At 57.6% G+C, this 22,997-nt stretch carries 23 protein-coding genes; 12 read left to right on the top strand and 11 right to left on the bottom strand.

Annotated elements, in window-relative coordinates; all coding sequences use genetic code 11:
* Positions 1-21 precede the first annotated feature (21 nt).
* The 5 genes from LGH70_RS22575 to LGH70_RS22555 all read left to right on the top strand — a co-directional run bounded on the left by LGH70_RS22575 (position 22) and on the right by LGH70_RS22555 (position 2,257).
* Positions 22-312 carry a hypothetical protein gene (locus tag LGH70_RS22575; RefSeq protein ID WP_226190266.1) on the top strand — a complete coding sequence of 97 codons (291 nt, stop codon included), beginning with the start codon at positions 22-24 and terminating at the stop codon, positions 310-312.
* A 30-nt stretch (positions 313-342) separates the two neighbouring features.
* Complete coding sequence (locus LGH70_RS22570) at positions 343-741, top strand: hypothetical protein (RefSeq protein ID WP_226190264.1); 399 nt, start codon at positions 343-345, stop codon at positions 739-741.
* A 206-nt stretch (positions 742-947) separates the two neighbouring features.
* Positions 948-1,550, top strand: a complete 603-nt coding sequence (locus LGH70_RS22565; protein ID WP_226190262.1) for a hypothetical protein — start codon at positions 948-950, stop codon at positions 1,548-1,550.
* Between the two features lie 84 nt (positions 1,551-1,634).
* Positions 1,635-1,877, top strand: coding sequence for a hypothetical protein (locus LGH70_RS22560; protein WP_226190260.1), 243 nt, complete (start codon positions 1,635-1,637; stop codon positions 1,875-1,877).
* Positions 1,878-1,972: 95 nt separating this feature from the next.
* Positions 1,973-2,257 (top strand): hypothetical protein, encoded by a 285-nt coding sequence (locus tag LGH70_RS22555; protein ID WP_226190258.1) that lies wholly within the window; start codon positions 1,973-1,975, stop codon positions 2,255-2,257.
* A gap of 58 nt (positions 2,258-2,315) precedes the next feature.
* Here the strand turns inward: LGH70_RS22555 and LGH70_RS22550 are convergent, their stop codons facing one another.
* The 6 genes from LGH70_RS22550 to LGH70_RS22525 form a co-directional block, all read right to left on the bottom strand.
* On the bottom strand, positions 2,316-4,508 hold the full coding sequence (locus tag LGH70_RS22550; protein ID WP_226190256.1) for a KAP family P-loop NTPase fold protein: 2,193 nt from the start codon (positions 4,506-4,508) through the stop codon (positions 2,316-2,318).
* Positions 4,509-4,975: 467 nt separating this feature from the next.
* Complete coding sequence (locus LGH70_RS22545) at positions 4,976-5,203, bottom strand: type II toxin-antitoxin system Y4mF family antitoxin (protein ID WP_226190248.1); 228 nt, start codon at positions 5,201-5,203, stop codon at positions 4,976-4,978.
* A gap of 85 nt (positions 5,204-5,288) precedes the next feature.
* Complete coding sequence (locus LGH70_RS22540; protein ID WP_226190247.1) at positions 5,289-5,627, bottom strand: helix-turn-helix domain-containing protein; 339 nt, start codon at positions 5,625-5,627, stop codon at positions 5,289-5,291.
* A gap of 80 nt (positions 5,628-5,707) precedes the next feature.
* The gene (locus LGH70_RS22535; protein WP_226190246.1) at positions 5,708-6,628 is read right to left on the bottom strand and encodes a replication initiation protein; all 921 of its coding nucleotides are present in this window, start codon (positions 6,626-6,628) and stop codon (positions 5,708-5,710) included.
* A gap of 944 nt (positions 6,629-7,572) precedes the next feature.
* Positions 7,573-8,028: a hypothetical protein gene (locus LGH70_RS22530; RefSeq protein WP_226190245.1), complete on the bottom strand. Its 456-nt coding sequence runs from the start codon at positions 8,026-8,028 to the stop codon at positions 7,573-7,575.
* On the bottom strand, positions 8,028-8,795 hold the full coding sequence (locus LGH70_RS22525) for a ParA family protein (RefSeq protein ID WP_226190243.1): 768 nt from the start codon (positions 8,793-8,795) through the stop codon (positions 8,028-8,030). The genes LGH70_RS22530 and LGH70_RS22525 overlap by 1 nt, the downstream gene beginning before the upstream one ends.
* An 887-nt stretch (positions 8,796-9,682) precedes the next feature.
* Between LGH70_RS22525 and LGH70_RS22520 the strand changes: the two genes are divergently transcribed.
* The 5 genes from LGH70_RS22520 (at position 9,683) to LGH70_RS22500 (ending at position 15,302) form a co-directional block, all read left to right on the top strand.
* Positions 9,683-10,198: a BfmA/BtgA family mobilization protein gene (locus tag LGH70_RS22520; protein WP_226190241.1), complete on the top strand. Its 516-nt coding sequence runs from the start codon at positions 9,683-9,685 to the stop codon at positions 10,196-10,198.
* A gap of 50 nt (positions 10,199-10,248) precedes the next feature.
* Positions 10,249-11,280, top strand: a complete 1,032-nt coding sequence (locus LGH70_RS22515) for a DUF5712 family protein (protein ID WP_226190239.1) — start codon at positions 10,249-10,251, stop codon at positions 11,278-11,280.
* A 36-nt stretch (positions 11,281-11,316) separates the two neighbouring features.
* Positions 11,317-13,572, top strand: a complete 2,256-nt coding sequence (locus LGH70_RS22510) for a type IV secretory system conjugative DNA transfer family protein (protein WP_226190237.1) — start codon at positions 11,317-11,319, stop codon at positions 13,570-13,572.
* Between the two features lie 78 nt (positions 13,573-13,650).
* Entirely contained in the window at positions 13,651-13,923 is a 273-nt protein-coding gene (locus LGH70_RS22505; RefSeq protein ID WP_226190235.1) for an antitoxin VbhA family protein, read from the top strand.
* Positions 13,923-15,302, top strand: a complete 1,380-nt coding sequence (locus LGH70_RS22500; protein ID WP_226190233.1) for a Fic/DOC family protein — start codon at positions 13,923-13,925, stop codon at positions 15,300-15,302. The genes LGH70_RS22505 and LGH70_RS22500 overlap by 1 nt, the downstream gene beginning before the upstream one ends.
* 14 nt (positions 15,303-15,316) lie before the next feature.
* Here LGH70_RS22500 and LGH70_RS22495 read toward each other — a convergent pair whose 3' ends face one another.
* Positions 15,317-15,565, bottom strand: coding sequence for a hypothetical protein (locus LGH70_RS22495; RefSeq protein WP_226190223.1), 249 nt, complete (start codon positions 15,563-15,565; stop codon positions 15,317-15,319).
* A 133-nt stretch (positions 15,566-15,698) separates the two neighbouring features.
* Here LGH70_RS22495 and LGH70_RS22490 point away from each other — a divergent pair, with 133 nt between their 5' ends.
* Positions 15,699-16,568, top strand: a complete 870-nt coding sequence (locus LGH70_RS22490; RefSeq protein ID WP_226190221.1) for a DNA/RNA non-specific endonuclease — start codon at positions 15,699-15,701, stop codon at positions 16,566-16,568.
* 113 nt (positions 16,569-16,681) lie between these two features.
* Here LGH70_RS22490 and LGH70_RS22485 read toward each other — a convergent pair whose 3' ends face one another.
* Together LGH70_RS22485 and LGH70_RS22480 are read right to left on the bottom strand one after the other, a co-directional pair.
* The gene (locus tag LGH70_RS22485) at positions 16,682-17,392 is read right to left on the bottom strand and encodes a hypothetical protein (RefSeq protein ID WP_226190219.1); all 711 of its coding nucleotides are present in this window, start codon (positions 17,390-17,392) and stop codon (positions 16,682-16,684) included.
* A 309-nt stretch (positions 17,393-17,701) separates the two neighbouring features.
* Entirely contained in the window at positions 17,702-18,382 is a 681-nt protein-coding gene (locus tag LGH70_RS22480; RefSeq protein ID WP_125440521.1) for a hypothetical protein, read from the bottom strand.
* Positions 18,383-18,427: 45 nt separating this feature from the next.
* On the opposite strand from LGH70_RS22480, the gene LGH70_RS22475 reads away from it, so the two are divergent.
* Positions 18,428-18,976, top strand: a complete 549-nt coding sequence (locus LGH70_RS22475; protein WP_226190218.1) for a hypothetical protein — start codon at positions 18,428-18,430, stop codon at positions 18,974-18,976.
* Between the two features lie 33 nt (positions 18,977-19,009).
* On the opposite strand, the gene LGH70_RS22470 is transcribed toward LGH70_RS22475, so the two are convergent.
* Both LGH70_RS22470 and LGH70_RS22465 read right to left on the bottom strand, forming a co-directional pair.
* Positions 19,010-19,432 carry a hypothetical protein gene (locus LGH70_RS22470; RefSeq protein WP_226190212.1) on the bottom strand — a complete coding sequence of 141 codons (423 nt, stop codon included), beginning with the start codon at positions 19,430-19,432 and terminating at the stop codon, positions 19,010-19,012.
* A 255-nt stretch (positions 19,433-19,687) separates the two neighbouring features.
* Positions 19,688-22,651: a DEAD/DEAH box helicase gene (locus tag LGH70_RS22465; protein ID WP_226190210.1), complete on the bottom strand. Its 2,964-nt coding sequence runs from the start codon at positions 22,649-22,651 to the stop codon at positions 19,688-19,690.
* Positions 22,652-22,997 lie beyond the last annotated feature (346 nt).

Raw genomic sequence — 22,997 nt, 5'->3', positions numbered from 1 at the left:
ACTTTTTCCTGCCAACCGCCCATGAATGCTAGCGAAGCCCCCGTTTTCGGGGACCCTGCCTGGAACCAGTACCGCGCCCGGGTGGCCGAAGCGTTGACCGACGTGGAAGCCGACATGCAGCAGCGCGGCTACGGCCTAAGCCTTGAAGGCCTGACGCTGGAAGTGGCCGAGCGCCTGGCGCTGGGTGTGGCCACACTGGAGGACTTTCAGGTGCTCGAGGCCCTGGTGAAGACCTTGCGCCCCATCGCCCGCGAGGCCGTGCGCGCCACGCGCGAGGAGCTGGGCGGACAGTTTGCCCTGCTATTGCTCTAACCCTCTTACCTCCCATTCCTTTCCACTCTCATGCACCAACCCCCGAAATGCATTGCGGTTACTGACCCCTTTCCGCCGCAGCAGGCCTACCTGGCCATCGAGTTAAAGCCGCTTGATACAGCGGAGAAGCGGAGCCTGCAGGCCCTGCGCCGGCACGTACTGGCCCATACTCATACTACCGATTTGCGCGGGCTGGCGGGGGCGGTGAAGAAGCTCCTGGGTAGCGGGTATGAGGTAGGCTGCGGCAGCGCGCACATCTGGATAATGCGGGCCGGCGACACGGAGCGCCTGGCCATCGTGGCGGACCGGCTGACGACCGCTTACCGGGATTGGTTTGAGCCGCCGCTGGACGAGGGGCCGGTCACGAGCCGCCGTTCAGGCCAACGCCTGCCGATTGCTGGGGCTCCAAACCCTCCCGCTGCTGATTGAAGCTGCAGGGGTAAGACGGCCACTCTCAGCAGAGGGGGCGTCCGCCTGGGATACACCATTAACGCAGATACCGTGGTGGGTAATGGGGCAAAGAAGGTTATGATAAAAGAGCAAAATGATATTAAAAAGAGTGCAAAATGTGAATGATTGGCCCTGCTGTTTTGTTTTTAATACAGAAGCGAAAACCACCAAAACAGCTCAATATCATGGAAAACAGCCCGCGTTCAACTCCCGCCACTCCCCTGCTTTTTAGTTTGCACAACACCGAGCTGGTTAAGCCCGCAAGAGCCGGCTTCCCCCTCCCGCCCCGCCTGTTTCTACGCATCGCGGCCGGTCAGCCCTCATCGATTGTGGCTTTGTGCGGCACCACCGGTCAGCTCTTCCCCACGACAACCTATGACCGGGGACCTTTTCAGGTAGTCGGAGGCGATAAGTATGCCACGCGGCAGGCGTTGGGAGATTACTTCCTAAGCCAGCACGCCGGCATGCTGCCCGCGGAGGGCGCGGCTATGCTGCTGGGTGTGGACGGCAGCCTGCGCGAGGTGCGCCCCGAGCGGGGCCGCAAAACCTTTGGGTTAGCCCAGCTGTGCGCGGCCTTGGAAGCCACCTATATCGACGTGCACTGTCCCCAGCACGGACCTTACGAAGGGTACCTCTTGGTGTTTGACGACGAGGGCAAGAACCGCCGGCGCCCCATCAACCCGCTGGCCACGGCGGCCTGGTATGAAACGTACCCGCTGGAGCACTACTCACCCGTCGATGTCGTAGCCGGCCCCGTGCTACTGATGCAATCGAGGATGATGCGCTAGCTGGTAGCCAGGCAGCCGCCCCGTAAGGGGCGGCTGCCTGGCTACCCGGGAGTTTCCTTCCCCACTGCCCCTAACCGCAAGCGCATGCCTGTTTCGCCTTATTTGTCCCTGGCCCGCGCGGCGGATTACTGTGATGAGCTGACCGCGCTGCGTGCGGAGTTGCGCTGCATTCTGCAGCACCCGGCCATCGTGCCCGCCCGGCGGCAGGCGGCCGAGCGGCTTATGTGCCAATGCTCTGACCCCGGCCGGCTACGGCACTGGCTGGCCTTGGCCGTGGCCGAATGCGGCCGCTGGGAAGAGCTGGTGCTGGCCGCTGAAGGCAGTTAAAGCTGCTGCGATGGTCGGGCAAGGTACTTACCGCGTAGAAAGGTTACCTTACGCACTTTATTCTGTGCCTTTTTAGCCTTTCCGCGATGCCTAAAATGACTGCTCCCACCGTAGCTTTCACCGAACCCCTGACCAGTCCCCCGCGCATGCACCACCCCGGCACGCTGGCCGAGCTGCTGGAGGTAGCGGGTACCCGCAAGCGCATCGTGGAGGCCTGGGGGGTGTCGGCCCGCACCTACGACACGCGCAAGCGCAGCCCGGGCACCTGCACCATCGGCGAGCTTCAGCAACTGGCGCGGGTACTGCAGGTTTCAGAAGACGAATTGTTTGCCGTGGTGCGCGCAGAAGCTGACCGGGGCGCGGTGCCGATGTTGGGCTGAGCCCCACTTCCCTACCAGCCTGACTTTGTGAAACCGCTTTAGCACTAGAGTTGGAAGATCAGACGTCAGGCCTACGCGAAGACAGGTATTCCGCTGCTTCTCCACTCAGCGGGTGAGTGCACCAGTAGCCAAACTGGGCCAGTAGCAACTCATCGGAAGCCGCATCACGGTAGCCGACCGCCGGGAATTCCTCAGCGGCCGCGGCTATGCGGGTCGCCTCCGGCAGAAAGTGTGTAAACTCACTTGGGTCCAATAACTCCCGCATGTGCACAAACTGCTCGGCACCGAAATTACAGTAATAGGGTGCGGGCTGCGCCGAGGAATGCACCAGGGGCGCAAAGGCCCGTACGAGTTCCAATAGGCGCTGGGCATCGCCTACGTGCTCGTGCAGGTAGGCGGCTAGGGAGCCGCGACCATCAAGTTGTTTCACCCAAAGCATGAATAACAGCCGGGTTTGGGTAGGATATACGCTGAACACAGGCTTGTCTGCGGCATCGGCCAGGGCGCGGGCCAGCAGAAGCGATTCAGTACGGGTCTGCAGGGCAGCTCTTACCGGCTCCCCCACCCTGCCCGGCCGTAGTAGCTCCCGGGCTACTTCGTACACAAAGCTGAACGTAACGTCGGCGGCAAACACGGCCTCAAGCAGCGGCATCTGCTCGGCTTCGTCGACACGGAAGGTCAGCAGGTGCGCGACCAAGTGCGTAGCATCAAAGAAGCGATGGAACAAGTTACTGGTGTAACGCTGCTTGTCCAGCAAAGCTTCTTCGTAGCTTGCCATGACATGAATCAGCGAGCTTGCCTGCCGTGAGGTAAAATTGTTGCGTCGGAAGTAGAGACGCATGTATAAATCGCCAAAGCGGCCGTCATCCAGTGCTTGGCGCCATAGCCGCTCGGCCTCGGTTGGATTATGTCCCAATGCCGTCAGCAGCGCATCGTAAAACACGTCAGAGGTCTCGCCCTTGGTAACGGCGTAGGAGAAGTAACGGGGAAAGTAATAAGCAGAACCAATGCTTTTGGAGTTGAATAACTCCTCGTGGTCATTCAGGCGGGAGTAGTTTGACCACAGCTCCCGCAGCTTGGGGAACGTATCGGCGAGCAAGGCCTGTACGGCGGCTTTCTCTTGGGGTGAATACGCCTGCAGGTGCTGATCGAAGAAAGCGGTATGCCGGGCTTTCTCATCCTGCACCGAGTGGCGGGGAGCCTCAAAGCTGCCGATAAAGTAGCGTGGTTGATCACGGATGAGCTCGTAGAGTGCAGGATAAAACAGCTTAACGGCTTCGATTAATAGCAAATCGTGGTAGTTAACTTCGTGCTCAAGCAGCGGCAGCACGAAAGAAATGCTGTTTACGTAACGCTTGGCTAGGCGCGGGGTGGTAAAGCGCAGCAGGAAGTGCTCGTTGAACCGCGTACGGAATTCTTCCAGCTGGTCCACGGGAATAGCTACATCCGTGCTGGCTAGTGCTTGGTTTAGCAGATCAAACAAATAGTCGCGTAAGTCGGCCCGGGAAGCCTGGGGCAGGCGCAGTGGAATCTGGATGATCTTTTCCAGAAAGTCGTGCCCGGCCTTCGTGTTGCCTTCTCCAAACCGCTCGCCTAAAGCGGCGGCCACAATCTGGTCATCAAAGCAGAGGACGTAGTGCGTATAGGGGAAGTTGGCTGTCAGCTTCACCAGACGAAAGACGGCGTGGATTTCCGCCTTTTCCAACCGGTCGATGTCGTCAATGATGACAACGATCTTGCGCCCAGAGTCACGCAGCAACTGCTCGATGCGGTCCTTCAGGGTTTCCAAGGGCACGTCTGACAGGGCTTTGCCCAGCCCAGAGGCGGCGTCGGCGACGCCCGAGATGGGCGTTGCCTTGAGTATGGTTGTGTATTGCGCATACTTGGCAATGAGCTTGCCCAGGCTCTCTTTGCGGGTGAAGAACCGCCAACGATTAGCTTTTGATAGGGGCTTGAGACGATCCGCCAGGGTGGTGAAGAAGGCTAGCAGCAGGGACTGCTCATCGGAGAACCGCCAGGGGTTGAATGTTACCACAATGGTGTCGCTCTGGTCGGCTAGTTCCTGGGCAATGAAGTTCATGACCGAGGTTTTGCCTTCGCCCCAGGCCCCGTACACGCCTACCGTAATGCTGGTGCTATCGCGGCGTTCGGCCAGCACCCGGGCCACGCGGCGGGCAAACTCATAGCGCTGAAAATAGTCTTCGGGCTGCGCCTCGACGGGCTTATCGTTCGAGAAATTAAACGAATGCATGGCTTAGTTGAATTGCCCAGGGTGATTGTAACACGCCTGGTAAATCAGGAAATTGATGCCGGGCTTCCGACCAACCGGCCTCTAAGGGGTAACGGGTCAGATTTACTCGCTAAGCCCGCTTATCAAAAAGGGTGGCCGAAAAACAGACCGAAAATGGCCGATTGTAAGGAATGAAGCATCTATCAAATAGCCTATCGTAAAGGAAATCCTACTTGATAGATGCTTTGCATAATCCACACGGGTACAGCAGAAATGATGAGTTCTAGCCTTTGCGAGTAAATCCACCCCGCTGCAACAAGAATCTCTATTTGCAATCCAAATTGCCTTGAAAGGTATTTTCGGTCGAGGGATTTACAGGCTGTATACCCGCTGGTCTAATAAGGTAGTCACTCAAGGAAGTCGTTTTATCAGTCCGGCGTAGGTTACGGCCATATGTCTCTTTGGCTCTATATGTTTATTTGACTCTATTATAGCAGCGCGCCAATAAGCTGCGTGCGGTCCAGCGGAGCGGGCGCCAACTCATGGCTAAAAAGGCGCAGCACTTGGTTGACTTTGTCTAGGCGTAGGGTGGCCTTGCCCTGTTCCAACTCGCGCACGAAGCGCAGCCCCACTCCGGCTTTAGCGGCAATATCAGTCTGAGACAAATGCAACAGCTTGCGGCGCTGCTTGACAAATGCGGCAAGGGGAGTAGTCATCAGTATACCCGTTCGGGTATAAAATTACGTAAACATTGCCAAATTATACCTGTAAGGGTATAATTTGGTCGCTGCAATTATCTAGTTAATAAGCTTGGTGATTTCCGGATGGGTTCTGTTTGGTAGCTCGAGCCCGAACGCCTAATCCAGCATCCTGCAGCTTGCGCCCCAGCACATCATCGTTGGCCAACTGGAGAATAGTCTTTTCCAGTCCCAGCACAAACAACACCTGCAGGTAGCCTCCCATACTCACTGTCGAACTCCCCTGCTCGATGGTTCGCAGTGTGTTGCGGCTAATACCCGCCCGCTCCGCTACACGGGCCGCGCTAAGCTTGCGGCGCAGACGGGCGAGCCGAATGTTCTCCCCCGTTTGGGCTAACAAATGCTGCAGCGGAGGTAAGAGAATTACGGGTTCTTTCGCCATAATGCACAATATAATGCGCATTAACGCACATTATGGTCACTCTATTGCGCACTTACTTTAGGCTGCTAATGTGTGTGATATTACCGCAGACCGCAGATTTTCAGGAACAGCCCCCCAGGGTTCTTCGTGGCTTTCACCTTGTCGGTTTTCAGCTGGTAGGTAAACTTAAAGAGCTGGTCTAGGTGCTTGGGGTCGGCGAGGATGGTGGCTACCAGCTGAGGCTGGGTGATGCCCAGCATTTCCAGGCTCTGCCGGGCTGCGTTGGCGCGGGCGTCCTCGGCCGGCTGCTCAAACGGGATGGGCAGCTGCTGGGGCTGCTGGCGGGCAATGGTGAAGCGTACCGCGTCGTAGGCCCGCCCCTTCTTGACCAGCTCGTAGTCAATCTTGAGGTCGGTGTGCTCGCTGACCTGGCGCACGGCGATGTCGAGCACCCGGGCCTTGAGCTGGCTGATGTTCTGAAACAGCTCCGGTTCCTTGCCTTTGGGGTCCTTTAGGTGCAGCATCTGCTTGAACTCGTCCAACGGGTACGTGCGCGTCGAGGTTTTGTCCTTCCACTGGCTTACCAGCTGGTAGATGCGCTTGGCGTACTTGCTGCTCAGCTTCAAGGCCGAGTGCAGCTGGTAAGAGGTAAAGTTCTCCTTGAGGTTGAAGAGGAAGGGCCGGATGGGTGCCGCCAGCTGAATCTGCAGGCAGCCTTTGCCCTTGATGTACTCCACCCGCTGAAACATCCACAGCTGCTGGTAGGTGCGCTCATTCTCCACCTCGAACATGCGCGAGCCCATGTCGGCCGTCGCCTCGCGCAGCTGCTGGTAGTTCCACTGCCGCCCGGTCAGCGCCTCCACGTCCTTCACGTAGATAGTGTACTCCTGGTCCGGGGTGTCATCCCGGCGTAGCCGGGAGAGCAGGTAGAAAAAGATGTCCAGCTGGCAGGCGGTGTAGTCGTAGCGGGCCTGGGTAATGGCGTTGTGCTGGCGGACGACGGGAACGGGAGTAGGATCCACAAGTACAACGGCAGTATCTTCAGGCTTCATAAACTAGGACATAAGAACGCGGGGATTAAGCAAATGTAAGTGTCCGGCAGATAAAAAACCACAGTGGTAGTTGAGCGTGGTTTTTCACTTATAAAACGTGGTCCATAGACTTATAAAACGTGAGAGTTCACTTATAAAACGTGGTAATAAAAGGTATAAAAAGTGGTTTTTCGCTTATAAAAAGTGGTTTTATGCCTTTATATACTATTGATTATCAGGCACTTGTGCGCCTTACAAATAGACAAGGATTAACAAATAAACTCACAAAGGTTGTTGATGCACATCCGAAATAGCTTTTAGGGTGGTGGGTCAAAGCTGGGGCCAAAACAAACAAGAAAACAACAAAAAAAGAGGGTTGCGCTAGCGTCCACAGTGATTGCACTTTTCTAAGCGGCCGCAGCATAATATCCACTTAAAACCACGTTTTATAAGTTACTACAGCTACTGCTGCAGCCATCGCTGCTCACGCTCCTACACCACTTTTTATAAGTCAAAGCGACCTTTTTGATCGTCACATTATGTATTACTAACTTTATACTAACTTCTAACTAATAACTAATTACCACGTTTTATAAGTGGATCTCCCCCTATTAAGAGCCAACTCGCACGTTTTATAAGCGAAACCCCAGCTCAGCAACGACAGTAAACCCACGCTTTTGCTCTGCTTAAACGCCGTTTTGAGCCTCATAAGCAAGAATAATTGGATTTTCATTGTCATGGGTGACCCGTGGGACGGTTAGCTTCAGCCACGGTTTGGAAGCGAAGCTTATAAAATGTGAGAGATGGAGTAGTTGCCTGACAGCAGCCTAAACCACTAGGCAGTCAGCCCCTCCCCTCCCCCACTGCCCAAAAGCAAAGCCAGCCCCCGAAGGGGCTGGCTTTGCTGAAGCGGTTTTTCCTACCAGTCTAGTCCCCTACTTGGCCGGCGGCAGCTTGCCGGTTTTGCGCAGGTGCGCGTCGTAGTACCGGTGGGCGGCTTCCAGGTAATTCTTGATGGTGGTGGGCGTATCCGGTCCCGGCGTAGCCAGCAGCAGGCTCATCTTAATCTCCTGTACCACGGATTTAGCGATTTGGACCGTGTGCAGCGGCACTTCGGCCTCCGGAGCAGGTGCTGCTGCCGCGGCGGGCTTCCGGCCCCGGGTAGAGGCTCGTACGGGAGCAGCTGGCGCGGGCGCTGCTACTTCCACCGGAGCGGGCGCTGGGGCCGGAGCTGCTACCGCCGCCGGTGCCGCGATGGGCTCTACCGGGGCGGGCGGCGTGGTGGCTGTGCGGGTGGCCTCCCCTCCCATCCCGGCCCGGGCCTGCTGGCGGGCTTCTTCGGGCACTTCAATGCGGCGGCGCGGGGTGATTTGTGGTTTCTCGAAGCCCATTACTTAGCGGAGGTTGAAGCGGTGGAAACAGAAGTGGCGGCCGTAGCGCGGCGATCAGGCAGGCCCAGGCGCTCGATGAGCTCCTCGCACACGCGGCGGATCTCCTCATTCGTGTCCTTGGAGCCGCCGGCGTAGCGCGACCAGGCCGGGTTGAGCAGGCTGTAGAGCGTGGAGGCCCGGGTGTAGGCCTTGCGGTGGCCCAGGTAGGAGTTGAACCGCGAGAGGCCCAGCCCGTCGATGTAGTCGTCCATTTCCTTTTCCTCCCGCTGCCCCGCCACGCGCTTGGTCGGCAGGCCGTAGTACTGAAAATCAATCTGGGCGTCGTCAGCGGCTTTCTTAATTGCTTCCAAGATGGTCATGAACTCGGCCGTGGAGGCACGGTCCAAGTAATCCGACACCAGAGGCACAATCACCGCGTCGCAGGCCGTCAGGGCGTTGAATACGTCGTCGCCGTCGGCGCGGCCCGGCACGTCGATGATGATCAGGTCGTAGTTGTGCTCGGGGTTGTCAATGAAGTCAAAGATCCGGCTCAGCTGCCAGGGGTACACGTCGTAGGGATACTGGGCGTCGGGGTTGGCTTCGCGCAGCTTGGCGAAGTTGGCCGCGTCCACCTGCTCGCGGGTCTTGACGATGCTCTGCTGATAGTCGCAGTCGAGCACGGCGATGCGCAGGCCGTACTCGGTGGCCAGCGGGGCGGCCAGCACGAGGGCGAGGGTGGATTTACCGGAGCCCCCCTTCTGGGTGGCAAAGCTGATAACCTTGGACATAGTTGGTGCGGGGTTGAGGTCGGGAGTAGAGGCCGGTCGCGACGACCAGCGGGACGACGAGTCAAATGTAATAGAAAAGCAGAAACACAGAACCACGCTTTTGCTGAAAAGCAGAAATGTTGTTATGTAAAAGAACAGATAAACACTTCTACAAGTCAGTTTTTAAACATAAATACAAAACAACAGAAAAATAGAAATGCAGAATGTCAGAAAAACATTGCTACAGATTAACAGAAATACTGTTCTGCAAAACTGTGAGGCTGCAGAATAACAAATCTGTAAACCCTTCTAAAAGATATTGTTGCTACTGACAACATAAATGCAGAAAAACAGAATTGCATAAAAGCAGAAAATGCCGCCTTTACCTGATTGCTGTTCATGGCCGTGGAATTGCAGAAATACAGAACAACAGAAAAGCAGAATCCCGATCTGCCGCCGCTGTACTGCTGGTAGGTTCAGTTTGCCAATAGCAACAGAAATACAGGATTGCAGAACTACAGGGAGAAGGTGCGGAATTGAGAACTCACGGCTTGGCTCTAAAAAGCAATTTGGAGACCCTGAGCCAGCGCCAAGTCAGTCCTCGTCGCCGATTGCCGAAGCCACAAGCAACGGTCAATCTGCTAAACACAGAGCACGATAAAACAGGGCGGTAGGGAAAAAAGCACCAGCGGCTAACACGGCGATGCAAACCTGCGTACTAGCTTGTTACTAACTTTTTGCTAACTGTAGAATAGTCTTAGCAAGAAGAACAACCCAATACTGTGGCTAACGGCCTAGTCTTGAGTGGTTTATGAACCAGCAGAGCTGATTTTTGGGCCATGGCAAGGTAAGTAGCTGATTTAAAGCAGTAAAGATGGTCCACAAGGCTGAAAAATGGAAACAACACGATGAGCACGGAGCTACGCAAGCGGGTCACCCTGGACAACAATGCCCACCGGAAAGCCGAAGCGGCTGCTACGGAAGTCGGCGCCAGCCTGAACGTGTACGCCAGCGCGGCGGTGGAATACTTTGCTACCCGGGGCCTGGACCCGCGTGAGACCGAAGCCCGCGAGGGGCAGCTCATCATGCAGCAAATAAAGAAGCTCGGTGACCGGGTATTCGGGTTTATGCAGGAGCAGGAGCGTACGCTGCTCACGGCCATGCTGGAGGAGATGCTACGTACCCGCATCACACTGGAGCGGGTGCTACGGCTAAATGAAATCCTGGTGGGCAACCTCAATGCGCAGCTGGAAACGCTCAGCGAGGCGCAGCTGCAACGGCAGCAGCAAGCCCTGCAGCTGCTGCGGCAGCGTAACGAGGATGCCGTGGAAAAACAGGTGCGAGAAGCCCTGGAGGCGGCTCGAAAAGAGGGCCCCGGTCAGCGCAGCAAGCCGGCCGAAACGGCAGCAGGGCAGGAGCAATAGGTGGGAAAAGCCCCCACGATATAGGCGAAAAAATACCCTTATACTCCCGGATGTACGCCAAGTTAATCAATCCCAAGACCCACGGCAAAGCGGCCTATACCAATACCGGCAGCTGCGCGCAAACGCTCAATTACCTGCAGCACGAGGCAGTAGGGGAGGGGCGGGAAGCGGCCTTTTTCACCGCGGTATACGACGAGATTAGTACCGGGCAGCTGCTGCACACCATCGACACCAACGTGAAAGGCCTGCGGGCGACGGAAGCTAAATTCTACTCCCTGGTGCTGAGCCCGAGTGAGCAGGAGCTGGCTCACATCGGCAGCGACCCGGACATGCTTCGGGCATATACCCGGGAGGTGATGCGTCAATACGCGCAGAACTTCGCCCTGCCCGGCGGCCGGCAGCTGGGCCCCGAGGATCTCAAGTGGGGTGCCATCCTGCACCAGGACCGCACCCACCGGGGCACCGACCCCGAGGTAGTCGCCGGCACCGCTAAAGTTGGTGAGAAGCGGGCGGGGCTGCAGGCCCACGTACACGTCATCGTCAGCGCCCGCGACGCGGAGCAGCAGCTTACCCTGAACCCCGGCGGGCGCCGGCAGCGGTTTGATCTGATGCGCTGGCAGGAGGCCGCGGGCCGGCAGTTTGAGCGGCAGTTTGACTACGTCGCCCAGGCCCATGAAAAGCTACGGCCCAAAGCAAGAGAAAGAGACACCACACACGATGCCGGCCGGCTGGACAAGATTACCGGGCGAGTGGCGCGCATCAACCTGTTGGTACCCCCGGAGCAGCGGCTGGCGGCTGAGCAGGTCCAGGGCATTGCCGTCGCCCGGCAGTTTGACAAGACCTTTTACCGGATGCTCAGCCGCGTGGAGGAGCGGGCCCGGGACGGCCGCCCCATTGACAATGCCGTGCAGCTGCTGATGACCGGCCGGGAGCGGGCTTTCACGCCGCAGCGCCAGGCGGCCACGGCCCTGCACGCGGTGCAGCGCCTGGTGCGAAGCACGCCGACAGGCCAGGACGAGCGCACCGAGCACGTGGCAGAAAAGCCGGGGCGCCGCAGTGCGGAGCTGGACATCGAGATGTAAGCCCGGCCCATTCACTACCCACCTTTTTACCTTCGGATGAACAGTCAACCACCCCGGCCCGCGGCCAATACGCAAAACATTTTCCTGCTGCTGGGGCTGCTGCTGCTGAGCCTGCTGGCCGGCGAATGGTACATGCTGCAGCACCCGGCCGAGTTGGCGGCCGCCCGCGCCAGGCAGCGCCAGCAGCACGAGACTCCTGTGCTGACGCCCGCGCAGCGGCTGGCAGCGCGAATGGTTGTCATCAACCAACAGCGCGCCGAAGCCCGGCGCCAGCGGCTGCAGCGGCAGACCACCCCGGTAGTGGGTAAGCCGGCCGCGGGGCTGGTCACGGCCACCGGCCGGGCCGGCGACCAGCTGGACAGCAGGGGAGGGGCAGCTGCGGTAAGCGTAGGCAGCGCCGGGGCGGGGTTTAAAGCCAGGCTGCTGGTCAAGGCCGGCCGGTTCTATGACGCGGCCGGCATCTATCTGCGGGGATTGTTGCTGCTCGTTGCCATCGGACTGGTATTCGGGCAGGCAGCGCCCCAGCGCAAGCCCGGCCAGGCCCGGCGCAAGCCTTTGCGGTCTGAGGCCGTGCGCATCGTGACAGCCAGCTGCGCGGGGCTGTTTCTGCTCGGTGCCTACGTGCTGCTAACGATGGCCACCTACGGCCCGGATTTTCTCCGGGTGGCGTACCCCGGTGCGGCGACGGTGACGCTGGCCTGCGGCTTTGTGGTGGGGCTGCTGCGGGCCATGACGAAGAGCCCGGAGTTCGGGCTGAGCGTGGAACGGAAGAAGGTGGAGACGCCGGATGGGTTCAATCTGCCCACGGAAGGGGGCGGTTGGGTGAACGTACCCAACCCGTACCGCGGCGTGCTGGTGCTCGGTGGGGCCGGAGCGGGCAAGACTTACTCCATTGGGGAGCCGGTCATCGAGCAGCTGGCGGCCAAGAACTTTGCCGGGCTCATCTACGACTTTAAGTTTCCGGTGCTGGCTGAAGTGGCCCAGAAGGCGCTGGAGCTGGCCGGACGCCGGCAGGATCCGCCGCGGCTGATGCCCAATGGGGAGCCCGAGCCGGCGGTAGTGCTGCACGTCATCAACTTTCGCGATCTGACCCGCAGCGAGCGGGTAAACCCGCTGCGGGCCGAGGACATGCCCGTGGTGGCCTTTGCCGAAGAATACTCCCGGGCCATCATTAACAACCTCAACCCGGCCAGCATCCGCAAGATGGAGTTCTTCGACATCAGCGCCGTGGCCTACCTGACGGGCATCATCTGGTTTTACAAAAAGCACTTCCCGCGCTACTGCACCATTCCCCACGTGGTGGCCACGGCCGTGCACAAGGATTTCAAGCACGTGCTTTCGATGCTGGAAACCGACCCCGAGTGCGCCGGCATGGTGCGCAGCATCGTGACGGCCGTCGAGCAGCGGGCCGAAAAGCAGGTAGCCGCCGTGGTGGGCACGCTGCAGGTGATTCTGAACCGCATAAACTCTCCGGAAATCGTGTGGGTGCTCACGCCCGACGAGACGAAAGGGGAGGGGTTCTCGCTTAATCTGAACGACCCCAAGCAGCCGGCGTTGCTGTGCATCGGCAACGACCCTACACTCAAGGAAACCTTCTCGCCCGTGGTCAGCTGCATCATTACGGTGGCCATCAAGCTCATGAACCAGCAGCACAAGCACCGCAGCTACGTCTTCCTGGACGAGGCTGCCACCGTCTACGTGCCGGGCCTGGAGCTGCTGCCGGCCACGGCCCGCAGCAACAAGGTGGCCACCATCTACATGACCCAGGATCTGGCTCAAATGACTGATGCCTATGGGCCTGAAAAGATGAAGGTTATGGTCTCCAACCTCAACAACCAGTTTTTTGGTAAGGTCAACTCGCTCGACACGGCCAAGTTCATCTCCGAGCTCGTGGGCCGGGAGGACAAGCAGATGCACAGTACCAGTACCGGCAAGAGCCAGGGTGGGGCCGGCAGCCACGGCAGCCACAGCTCCAATCTGAGCACCAGCTACCAGGAGCGCAGCTTGGTGCGGGTGCAGGACGCCATTAGCCTGCAGCAGGGGGAATTTATCGGCCAGACCGTCGAAACCGAGCGCACCTTTTTCCAGGGCGTCATCTCCCGGACCGATGCTACCCAGGAGCGGTTTCCGCTGCACCCCGTGGCCACGTTCGGCACCGACGAGGAGGACAGCGCCGCCGCGTTGTCGACGGTAGTGCAGGAGAATTACCGGCGGGTCAGCCAGCAGGTAAGAGAAACCCTGGCCCTGCATGTAAACACCTTAGCAGGAGGCACAAAAAATGAGGTCGATTAGCCTCAAAAACCCCGCAAAAGGCGACGTTTAGGCCTTTTTGCTGTTGAGTAAGTACCCCAGTAACTAAAGATTAGACCCATGATGAAGAGCTTTTTTACGCCCGCCCCGGCCGGCCTTAACCCGGAGCAGCTGACCGCCCGCCAGGAGCGCGAGCGGCACGCCAACAACTCCATTGCCATCCTGATGAGCAACGGCCCCGCCCCCAGCCTGGAAGCGCTGGCCATCATGCAGCGGCACGTGGACGGGGAGATCAGCATCGAGGAGGCCATTGAGCTGACGGACGCCATGCTGCTGGCCCGCTACCGGCCGGAAGCTGGGTCTGCTACCTCCGAGCCTAACCTCGCGCGCTGATGGTAGCCGGCGACCGTTTCAGCGACGAGAACGGAGTACGGATCAACCGGCTGGGCATTACCGATCCCCAGCAGCTGGCCCAGGCCGAAACCGACTCCTCGCTGCTGCGCCTGCAGCGGCTGAATGTGCAGGGCGGCATTCCCGGCGGGCGTTACGACCACGCCCACCTCAAGCAGGTGCATCAGAAGCTGTTCGAGGGCGTGTATCAGTGGGCCGGCGAAACCCGGGCCGACCGGGAGTTTCAGGGGCACAAGCCTACCTATGTCACCGGCTTCAAGGAAACGATGACCTATGCGCCCTATAAGGAGATAGAGCCGCGCCTGAACGCCATCGGCGAGCAGCTGGGCAAAGAGAACTACCTCAAAGGGCTATCGGAAGAGAAGTTTGCCGAGCGGGCCGCTTACTACCTCGACCAGTACAACCATACCCATGCCTTTCGGGATGGCAACGGGCGCACGCTGCAGGCCACGTTTGTGCAGCTGGGTAAGGAAGCCGGCTACCAGGTCGACTTTGCCCGCATCGACCCGGCTACGCTCAATCGGGCCCGTGACCTGGCTATGGTCCGTCCGCATGCTCCCGAGGAAGCAGCCAAGAACCTGCAGGCGCTGAAGGCCATGTTTGAGCAGGTTATCAGCCCGGCGCCGGGACTTGAAGCCGAGAGGCTGCGCGACCCCAGCCAGGCGCGGCCCCTGACGGGCTTATCCCCGGAGATGAAAGCTATGGATGCCCGCCGCGAGCTGGAAGTAACCGGCTACCGGGTGATGGACATAGTAGCCAACATGCCCGGGGCGGGTAATTACGAGAAGGGAGTAGCGGTGGGGAAGGGGGTAGAGGCTACCAACCTGAATCCTACAGCGATTCAGGCCCACTTATCGCAGTTTGAGCAGGCGGCGGAAAAGATTGCCAGGCACCCCGCCCTGCAGGGGCCGGATGCCCGGCAGGACCAGACCGATGCCCGGCGCTTTCGGGAAGCAGCCGGTCAGGTAAGCGCAATTGCCCGGCTGCAGGGCCTGGAACAGCAAAGCCAGCGGGCAACTGCGGCCGAAGCCCCTACTCATGAGCGAGCCCAGGCCGCGTTCGGGGTGGCGGCCACGCAGCTGGCCCGGGCCCTGCTTGAGCACGGCGAGCCATTGGCGGCAGCGCGTCTGCAGGAGACAATTCGCCATGTGGACCGCAACCCCTACCTGGGAGGATTAAACCGCGAGAATGTCGGCCAGGCAATTGAAACGGCCGAAAGGCTGCCCGCGCTCCACAACAGTCGGCCGCTGGAGGAGCTGCGCCAAGCAGTCACTGTACTGCAGCTGCCACCCCCGGCAGCCGAGCGACAATCCGCCGGCCCGGCCCGGGCCGACCGGGGAGCGGAGCAGCTGGAGCGGTGAGCTAGCCGGCTGCCTCAGTCCAGCCCCGGCAATTGAACCCCACCAACAAAGTCCAGCAGCTCGTCGGAGCTGGTGAATGCCCGGAGCCGCGCGATCTCGTTGCGGTGGGTGTCGTAGTACAGCTCAACGAATACGCCACCGGGAAGCAGGTACAGGTTGACGCCGTCTTCTTCCTCCCACCGCCGGGCCAGGTAGCGGCCCTGGTCATATATGAACACCAGCTGTCGCTCGTAGGGCAGGGCGTTGAATTCAGCTAAGTTCACGTAGTCAGGGTTGGGGCTGGCTAAATACGCACAATGACCTTGAAACTTTGTCCTCTCTTCCCGGCGATACCCTATAATTCAGCTAGCAGGCTCTGCTGATGAGAGGGGGGCAAGAGCCGTATGTTACTTTCGAATGATGTTAAAGAATTTTCCGCTCAGCCGCTGGCTGTTTTCCCTGCTGGTGCTCGGAGCCGTCTCCTGTCAGACATCCCGGGACCCTGCCCCGTCAGCCCCCAGCACCGCGGTGCTGCCGGAGCACCTGACGCTGGGCAATCCCAGCGGAGCAACCTCGGATGCCAGCCAGCCCACGAACTACCTGCTGCTAAAGCCGCAGTTCGCGCTGTCCTACCACCGGGATCAGGGCAAGCCGAACTGGGTGAGCTGGCACCTGAGCGGCGACTGGCTGGGCAGTGCCGCCCGGCAGGATGACTTTCGCCCCGATGCCGAGCTGCCGGCGGGCTGGTACCAGGTGTCGGCCAGCAGCTACTCGGGCTCCGGCTTTGACCGCGGCCACAACTGCCCCTCGGCGGACCGCACGCGGACGGTGGCCGATAACTCGGCCACGTTTCTGATGACCAACATGATGCCGCAGGCCCCGCGCAACAACCAGCAAACCTGGGCAAACCTGGAAGATTACTGCCGCACGCTAGTAGGCCAGGGCAATGAGCTCTACATCATTTGCGGCTCGTATGGGCGGGGAGGAACGGGCAGCAATGGTTACCTGACGACCCTGGATCAGGGGCGGGTAACCGTGCCGGCGCGTTGCTGGAAAGTGGTCGTGGTGCTGCCCGTCGGTACAGATGATGCTGCCCGCGTGACGAGTGCCACGCGGGTGATTGCCATCGATACTCCCAACGACAATAGCCTGAGCACGAGCTGGGGACAGTACCGCACCAGCGTCGACGCCATTGAGGCAGCAACGGGCCTGGATGTGCTTTCGGTAGTAGCTCCTGCCGTGCAGCAAACGGTGGAAGCCCGCACGGACAACGGCCCGACCAGTTGAGCAGGCGGCAGATCGCCGGATAACATGAATCAGCTGAAAGGTCAGCTGCACTGTTTTGACCGAAAGTCATATCCTTGTCCTGACATCAGCCTTCTGAAGTAGTCACCGCTTTATCACCTTCTCCTCCTCCCAAACAGGGAGCGTCTCCCATAGCGGGCTTCCGCTTTGTCAAGCGCTTCTTCTGCTTTGGATGACTCCGCAGGGGGTGGATACCGCATCCGCAGCAGATCATCCAGGAGATAATCCGGCGCATGAAAAAAGACATCCAGACCGATGGTCTCCTCAAAGCGGGCTCGCTCCCTCAGCTGGTGCTGATACGCGTTGAAATACCCGTGTTCCAGGTATACAAGCACTGTGTAGTGGCCCTCGGTGAAATCGTGAATGATGCTTTGGACATAGAACACGGTCTCACCAGTCACGGCCCGTAGGAAATCCAGCTGCAGCTGTTCACCCACCCGGGGTGTTAGGGGAAGGCGGCAACTGAAGGTCTGCGAGGCCCGCCGGCCAGTCAGGATGAGTTGGTGCTCTACCTCCTTGAAGACTACGGCATCGGCATCGCTTTCCAGCAGGTGCAGGAAGGCCGCATATAATGCGTCAAGCCAGCGGCGGTATTTGGAAGGGGAAAGGCCTAGGTCCTGCTGTAGTTTTTTGCCCGTGGGGACCTTCGCGTCGCTATCAAGAGTGAACAGGGCTTTAGCTAGGGGCTGCCACTCAGCATTCTGCTCAGAAAGGCGGCGCAGCACTTCGGGTACTGTTACCAGGTCACGTGTCATATCCTCCGACTTCATCGGGGGCCTTTCTTCCGGCTGATAGGATTTAGGCATGGCAAAGCGGAGTTAGGAGTGGAAGGATTAGCAAGCCACAGGTTAACTCCGGCTGCTTTACTCTTTGTAGTTGCCAGCGAAGTCAACCAGATAGATATGCCCTCGGGTAGCGGCATTCTGCCGCCAATTCTTCATCGTGTAATCAGTATTGTGTTTCTCATCATACTGTTGCGAATCCCGATAGGTATAATAGCTAATGCCGGAGACCACCAGCCTCAGCAGCTCATCTACCCGCGGCTCCTGCTTGGATGCCCCCCGTTCTTAACTAGGTGGCGGCAGATTCACAGATAACGCGGAACAGTTGAAGACTTAGCTATGCTTGTGTGACCGGCGGACAGGTAAATCCGGAACCGGCGCAGACGCTTTGGTAACCCCGTAGGCGGACTGCAGCCAGGCTCGCAACTGCTCATCATCCAGCTGCCGCTCAAGGGAATGAGTCAGCTTGTTCTCGAAGCGGGCCCGTGCCAACAGCAGCTGGTAGTATGGATCATACCGGCCAGCCGCCAACTGCAGGTACACGGTGGTTTTACCTTCCTGGTATTCGGAGGTAATGCTTTCCACGAAGTAGGAATCGTGCCTCGTAATAGCGCTGAGAAAGTCAAGCTCAACGTTTTCGCCCACCGACGGGACGCGAGTCAGCTCGCACCAGACCAGCTGATTCTGGCGCTGGCCCGGGATGATGAAGCAGTGCGTGACCTGTGGGCAGCGGATGACGGTTTCCTCGGCCGCCAAAGCATCAAGGAAGGCCTGATAAAGCAACTCCAGGGTTGGTCGGAACCGGGCCGGCTTGAGGTGGGCCCGCTGCTGCAGCACTGCTAGGGTAGGAGGTTGATCCGGGTTCTCCCAGGCGAGTAACGCGGCCAGCAGCGATTCGAAGGGTTGCTCCTGCCCCTTCAGCCCGGACAGGGCCAGTGGGGAGCGCAGCAGGTCACGCAGCAGGTCCCGGGTGGGCAGCGACTCGATCTCCCGCTGATCATAGTACTTTGGCATGGGTTACTTGCTTAAAATAACCACTCAATATCGTTCAAAGTCCTTATGATCTATCCCAGCCTGTTGCGGCCGACATCTCAGGAGAGCTTCGCCTTGCCCAGCGGCCCGCTGGCAATTCCTAAAGCTGAGCTGACCTTGCGTCGCTGGGCTGGAGCGCCGATAACAAACACGTTTGGCGGCAAGGCACTTATTGACTTTGCTGGCCGGCCCCTATTCGCCGAACTGTGCGTCTACGAGTTGCTGCGGCTATCCGGCTGGGAGGCCCGGTGGGTGGAAACGTACGGGGCACCGGCAATGAGACCGAACCATTTCACGGCGTGGGCAGATGACCGGTTGGGGATGCAGCAGCACGATCCAATCATGGAGCCTTGGGTCATTGATAGCTTGGAGCGCATAGCTGCGGCGAACGTAAGCAGTTACGCCGGCTGCTGGGATGTTGTCGGATGGAATGGAACAGACCTCCTGTTTGCTGAGCTCAAGCGCCGCAAGCAGGACCGGGTGCGTTCTACCCAGCACCGTTGGTTAGAAGCTGGGCTCCAAGCCGGCCTGAAGCCCGGGAACTTCCTGCTGGTAGAATGGGACTTCGCTGATTGAGAGGATTGTGCTCGTACAATCTGTTTCTAGCGGTTACTGTGGCCCGGGGCTCTGCGTTGACAGGCGCTGGCGCCATACGGCAGCCAGCGCGAGGGCTACGGGCTTGAATTCCCCAGCCGAAAACTCGTCGGTTTTAGCGTTGTTGCACCAGTAGCAGCAAAGCGCCACGTTATTCTTGGTATAGCCCTGCTCAGGATCCCGGCAGTCAAACTCAAAGCTACTGCCCCGGGTGCTTAACCGCTTGGTGCGCACCAAGCCTTGCTGAATTAGCTGGCGAAAATCGCTTTCCGTGAGTTCGCAATACTCGCAGGCAAGCTCACCTTTTTGCGGGCTGACTAACTGCTTGAATTCTTCAGCGGTGATACAGTGATGCTGGTCGTGAATTGCCCGTAATTCTGCCTCCAGCGACGGGTTGTTTGCTCGCCATTGCCGGATGGCGGTGTCTAGGCTCTGCACAGTTTGACCGTGAGCAAACGGCTCGCTGAGGCTGCGGGCCTGGTGGGAGCGTAAGTAAGCGGCTAGTTCCTCTGCTGCCGGCTGAAAGTGACAGTATTCGTCCTGGCTAATGTGCCCTATACTCCCGTCCCTGCTCCGCAGGTAGCTCGTGGTAAGGAACAGGTCGAGGTGGCGCGCAAAGCTTCGCTTGCGGACAACGCTGTGTCGCGTAAGTAGAAATGGTAGCAAAAAATTAAGGAAGTAGTACTTCTAAGATTAAGCTGCGCCAATCACTTTCATTGGTTCGCAGTTGTTGTGCACAATGTAGTCGTTGGCAGCTGCTAACACATTGCCAGTCGTTGTTGTCAGTTCCGACTTGGATATGCCGGGTTGTACCAAGGTGATAGTATAGATAGAGCCAACAGCTAATATGCGGTCTTCTATGGTGTCAAAAACAGAGGCATCGCCGATCATAAATCGACTGGGATCCTTGCGAAATCTACGCTTGAGATTCTTTAACAGGGTGCGAGGCTCCTCTGTCCACTTGATGGACTTGGTGACCTGGGCACACACTTCATACACGTCACCTACCCGCTCACCCGCCTTCTTAGCTTTGGTAGCCTTGCAATGCACCAGTTCAATGGTGATCAACTTACCTGTGTCCTTGAAAAGGACAAAATCGGCTGTTTCTCCGCTTCCATGGTCATACAACACAACATCAAAATCGGTCGGGGAGGCTGCGTAGACCTGTTTTAAATGATCGTGGATGGAGATATACCCATGTTTAGCTCCATCGTACTCTTTGCTGGTATCGACTTTGGCGTTTTCCCAATCGTAGGGGGCAATTTGTGCGATATCAAAAGTGACTAAGCTTGCTGCGTCCTTTTTAGACAATTGGTTTCCATTCAATCGGGCAAAGTCCGCCGTGAATAATTGAATGGGACGAGTGCGCAGTCTCTCCAGCAAGGTCGCCCTTTGATTACCGCTTACCAGAAAAACATCACTGGCATTCGCGCTCAGAGGATAGAACATCTCTGGGTGGCTGAGTGAGAAGCCAACCTCTGCTTCAAAATTGTCGTGGAGCAGTCGAATCACAACTTCAGTTGTCGTTGTTCGGGTTAAATCAACCTCCAATTCAACCTCTAGTTGTGGAACTCTGACCGCTGTGCCCGATGCATCCTCAAAAGCCAATTCAACGGGTTTGACATATGAAATGTCATTCCAGCGAGCCGATATGATGTTATGCGGCAAGGAGTCAACGGTGATCGGCGTTGACAGGTGGTCGAGCCCAGAGTTCGTGGTATGGTCAAGGGCCGTACGAATCTTCTCAGCCTGAGACTTACACCAGTTCACCAAGCTAGGCACTTGGATGTACTTCAAACTCCATACTTTGCTGCTGCTACTGTAGCCAATAGTCACCGGCTTGCCTGCTTCCGAGCCGCCCCCAAATACGTGGCCTCGCTGATAGTTCTTGCCATCGGTTTTAGTGACCGACTTGGAAGCGTTCGGTCCGGAATAGACCAAGTAGGAATTCGAAGTGACGCTGTCCTGCGTTTTACGCATTCCGACGTGGTAAAACTTGGTCTCGGAGATGCCGGCCGTCACTTTTACAATGTCGGACATTGGCAACCCTTTCGTTACAGCTCCGATTATAGATTCACTGACCAATTCGTATAAATCATCACTTTTGGCGCTGGAATTTATGAAAAGCAATCGGTGCTCTTCGTTCCAGTAGAGGATTAGCAAGTTGTACTTGATCGTGTCAAATACATCCAAGGTGGTCCACTTGGGGGATTGCTTCTCCTGGGTGACAATGATGGTGGCGGAAAGCTCGGGGCTGTAACTGCGGTAGACCAGCTTGTTGGTGCTGGGGAAGTCAATCTCGCGCTCTAGATCTGGAGTGAAGGCCGGCGCATAGATTTTGACGTGCAGAAACGGCTTCAGACTATATAGCGAAATGTCGACCGTCTCTTCCGTGGATTCGGTAGGGGCATTGAATTGGCTGAGCATTTCCCTCGTAACCATCTCCTCATCGATACGGGAGGCGCTCAGATTCTGAATGATGTCCTGCCAAACAGCCCCCTCCTTATAAAGCTTGCCGATTTCATCCTCAATCTCGTTGGGCAGGGCGACAAACTTTGCCAGCCCAATGTCCGAGCTGTTGGTTCTGGCAAACCGACCGATAAACTGCAGGGTGACTTCCAGCGATCTATGGGGCGTATGTACTGCCGCGATCTTTAGATTAGGAAAGTCAAATCCTTCTCCCAGCATATTGACGCACACGATGCCATCCAACTCGCCCTTCTTCAGCTTGGTGATGGTCTGTTTGATGTAGCCGTACGTTAAGCCACTGTGAATGAGCCGCAGCTTTAAGCTCGTGTTTTTGGTGTAGAGTTCATGAAGCTCCTTCGCCCGGGACTTACGATCCGTGCGGACCATGATATAGTGTTTCAAGTTGTTACGCCGGTCTTCAGCAAAGATCTCGGCGGCTTTTGTAGCAATGGCCAGGTCGGAACTTGCAAAACCATATTCGGCAGCGGCCTCAAATTTAACCTGACCGAATACGTTGCTCTCGAAGGATTTTCGGAGTGGATAAGAAAAGATGAAGTCGCCCTTGATTTCCTTTTTGTCGCGCCGAAACGGGGTCGCCGTGAACAGGATCTTTTTGGCACTTGGTAGGGAATCCAGAATGGCCTGCCAACTGCCGGCTGCACTGTGGTGCGCCTCGTCTACCAGAATCAAGTCAAACAATCCCTCGGGTACCCTTGCCACGTCTTTAATGGCCGGACTCACGCTGTTGGGTGTGCTCACGACGACGTCATACTGGTCCATGGCGAGCCAGTCGGCCTCGGTTTTAACGTACCCTTCCACTTCGTGAACTCTGGGATTATCTGCGGCAGGCACTTGGACGGCGTCGAGGGCACCAATTTTACGCAAGACGGCCAAATCTTTGTAATCGTCGTGGATTTGGCTTCTAACCAGCCGGGAGGGAGTAATGACCAAGACCCTGGTTGCCCGCAGCAGGAATGGCGTCAGCATTAACACAGCCGTTTTTCCCGAGCCTGTGGGCATGGTAACCACCGCTGGTGTTTCTTTCAAAACAAAATGGGCTGATATTGCCCCCAAAGCCCCAATCTGGGAATCCCGAAGCCCATTTTTAGCTTCTTGGATGCCTTCTATAGCTGGAATTGCAAGCGGGTAGCGGATGGCAATGTGACGATCCAGGAAATAAGAAGACATAGCTAATTGGCAAAAAGCGAAGGGTATATCGTTCCTGGCTTCCTTTTCCTGCTATTGGGTCAAGCATTGGTCACCAAAACCGTATTCTTGGAATTAGAATTTTTTGCCGCGCTACTCGCAGAAGGTCGAAACTTCAAGACCGCTAAAGTAGCCGTTTTTTATGACCAGCGGAGATGCTTAATACTAGCTTTTACGTGCACTGTACGGTGTCAGAAACAGCAGCTTATTCGCAACACCAAATTACTTCTCCCAGTTAAGTAAGTTGACGAATACGCATTTTTTACTCATTGATAAAGAGCTGTTTCCCCACAGTTCAACTCCAGTTTGGCCGTCAATATTCGCCACA

Source organism: Hymenobacter nitidus, from assembly GCF_020447315.1.
GTDB lineage: Bacteria > Bacteroidota > Bacteroidia > Cytophagales > Hymenobacteraceae > Hymenobacter > Hymenobacter nitidus.
The sequence above is the reverse complement of the archived record's forward strand: the minus strand, read 5'-3'. Positions and strand labels throughout refer to the sequence as shown.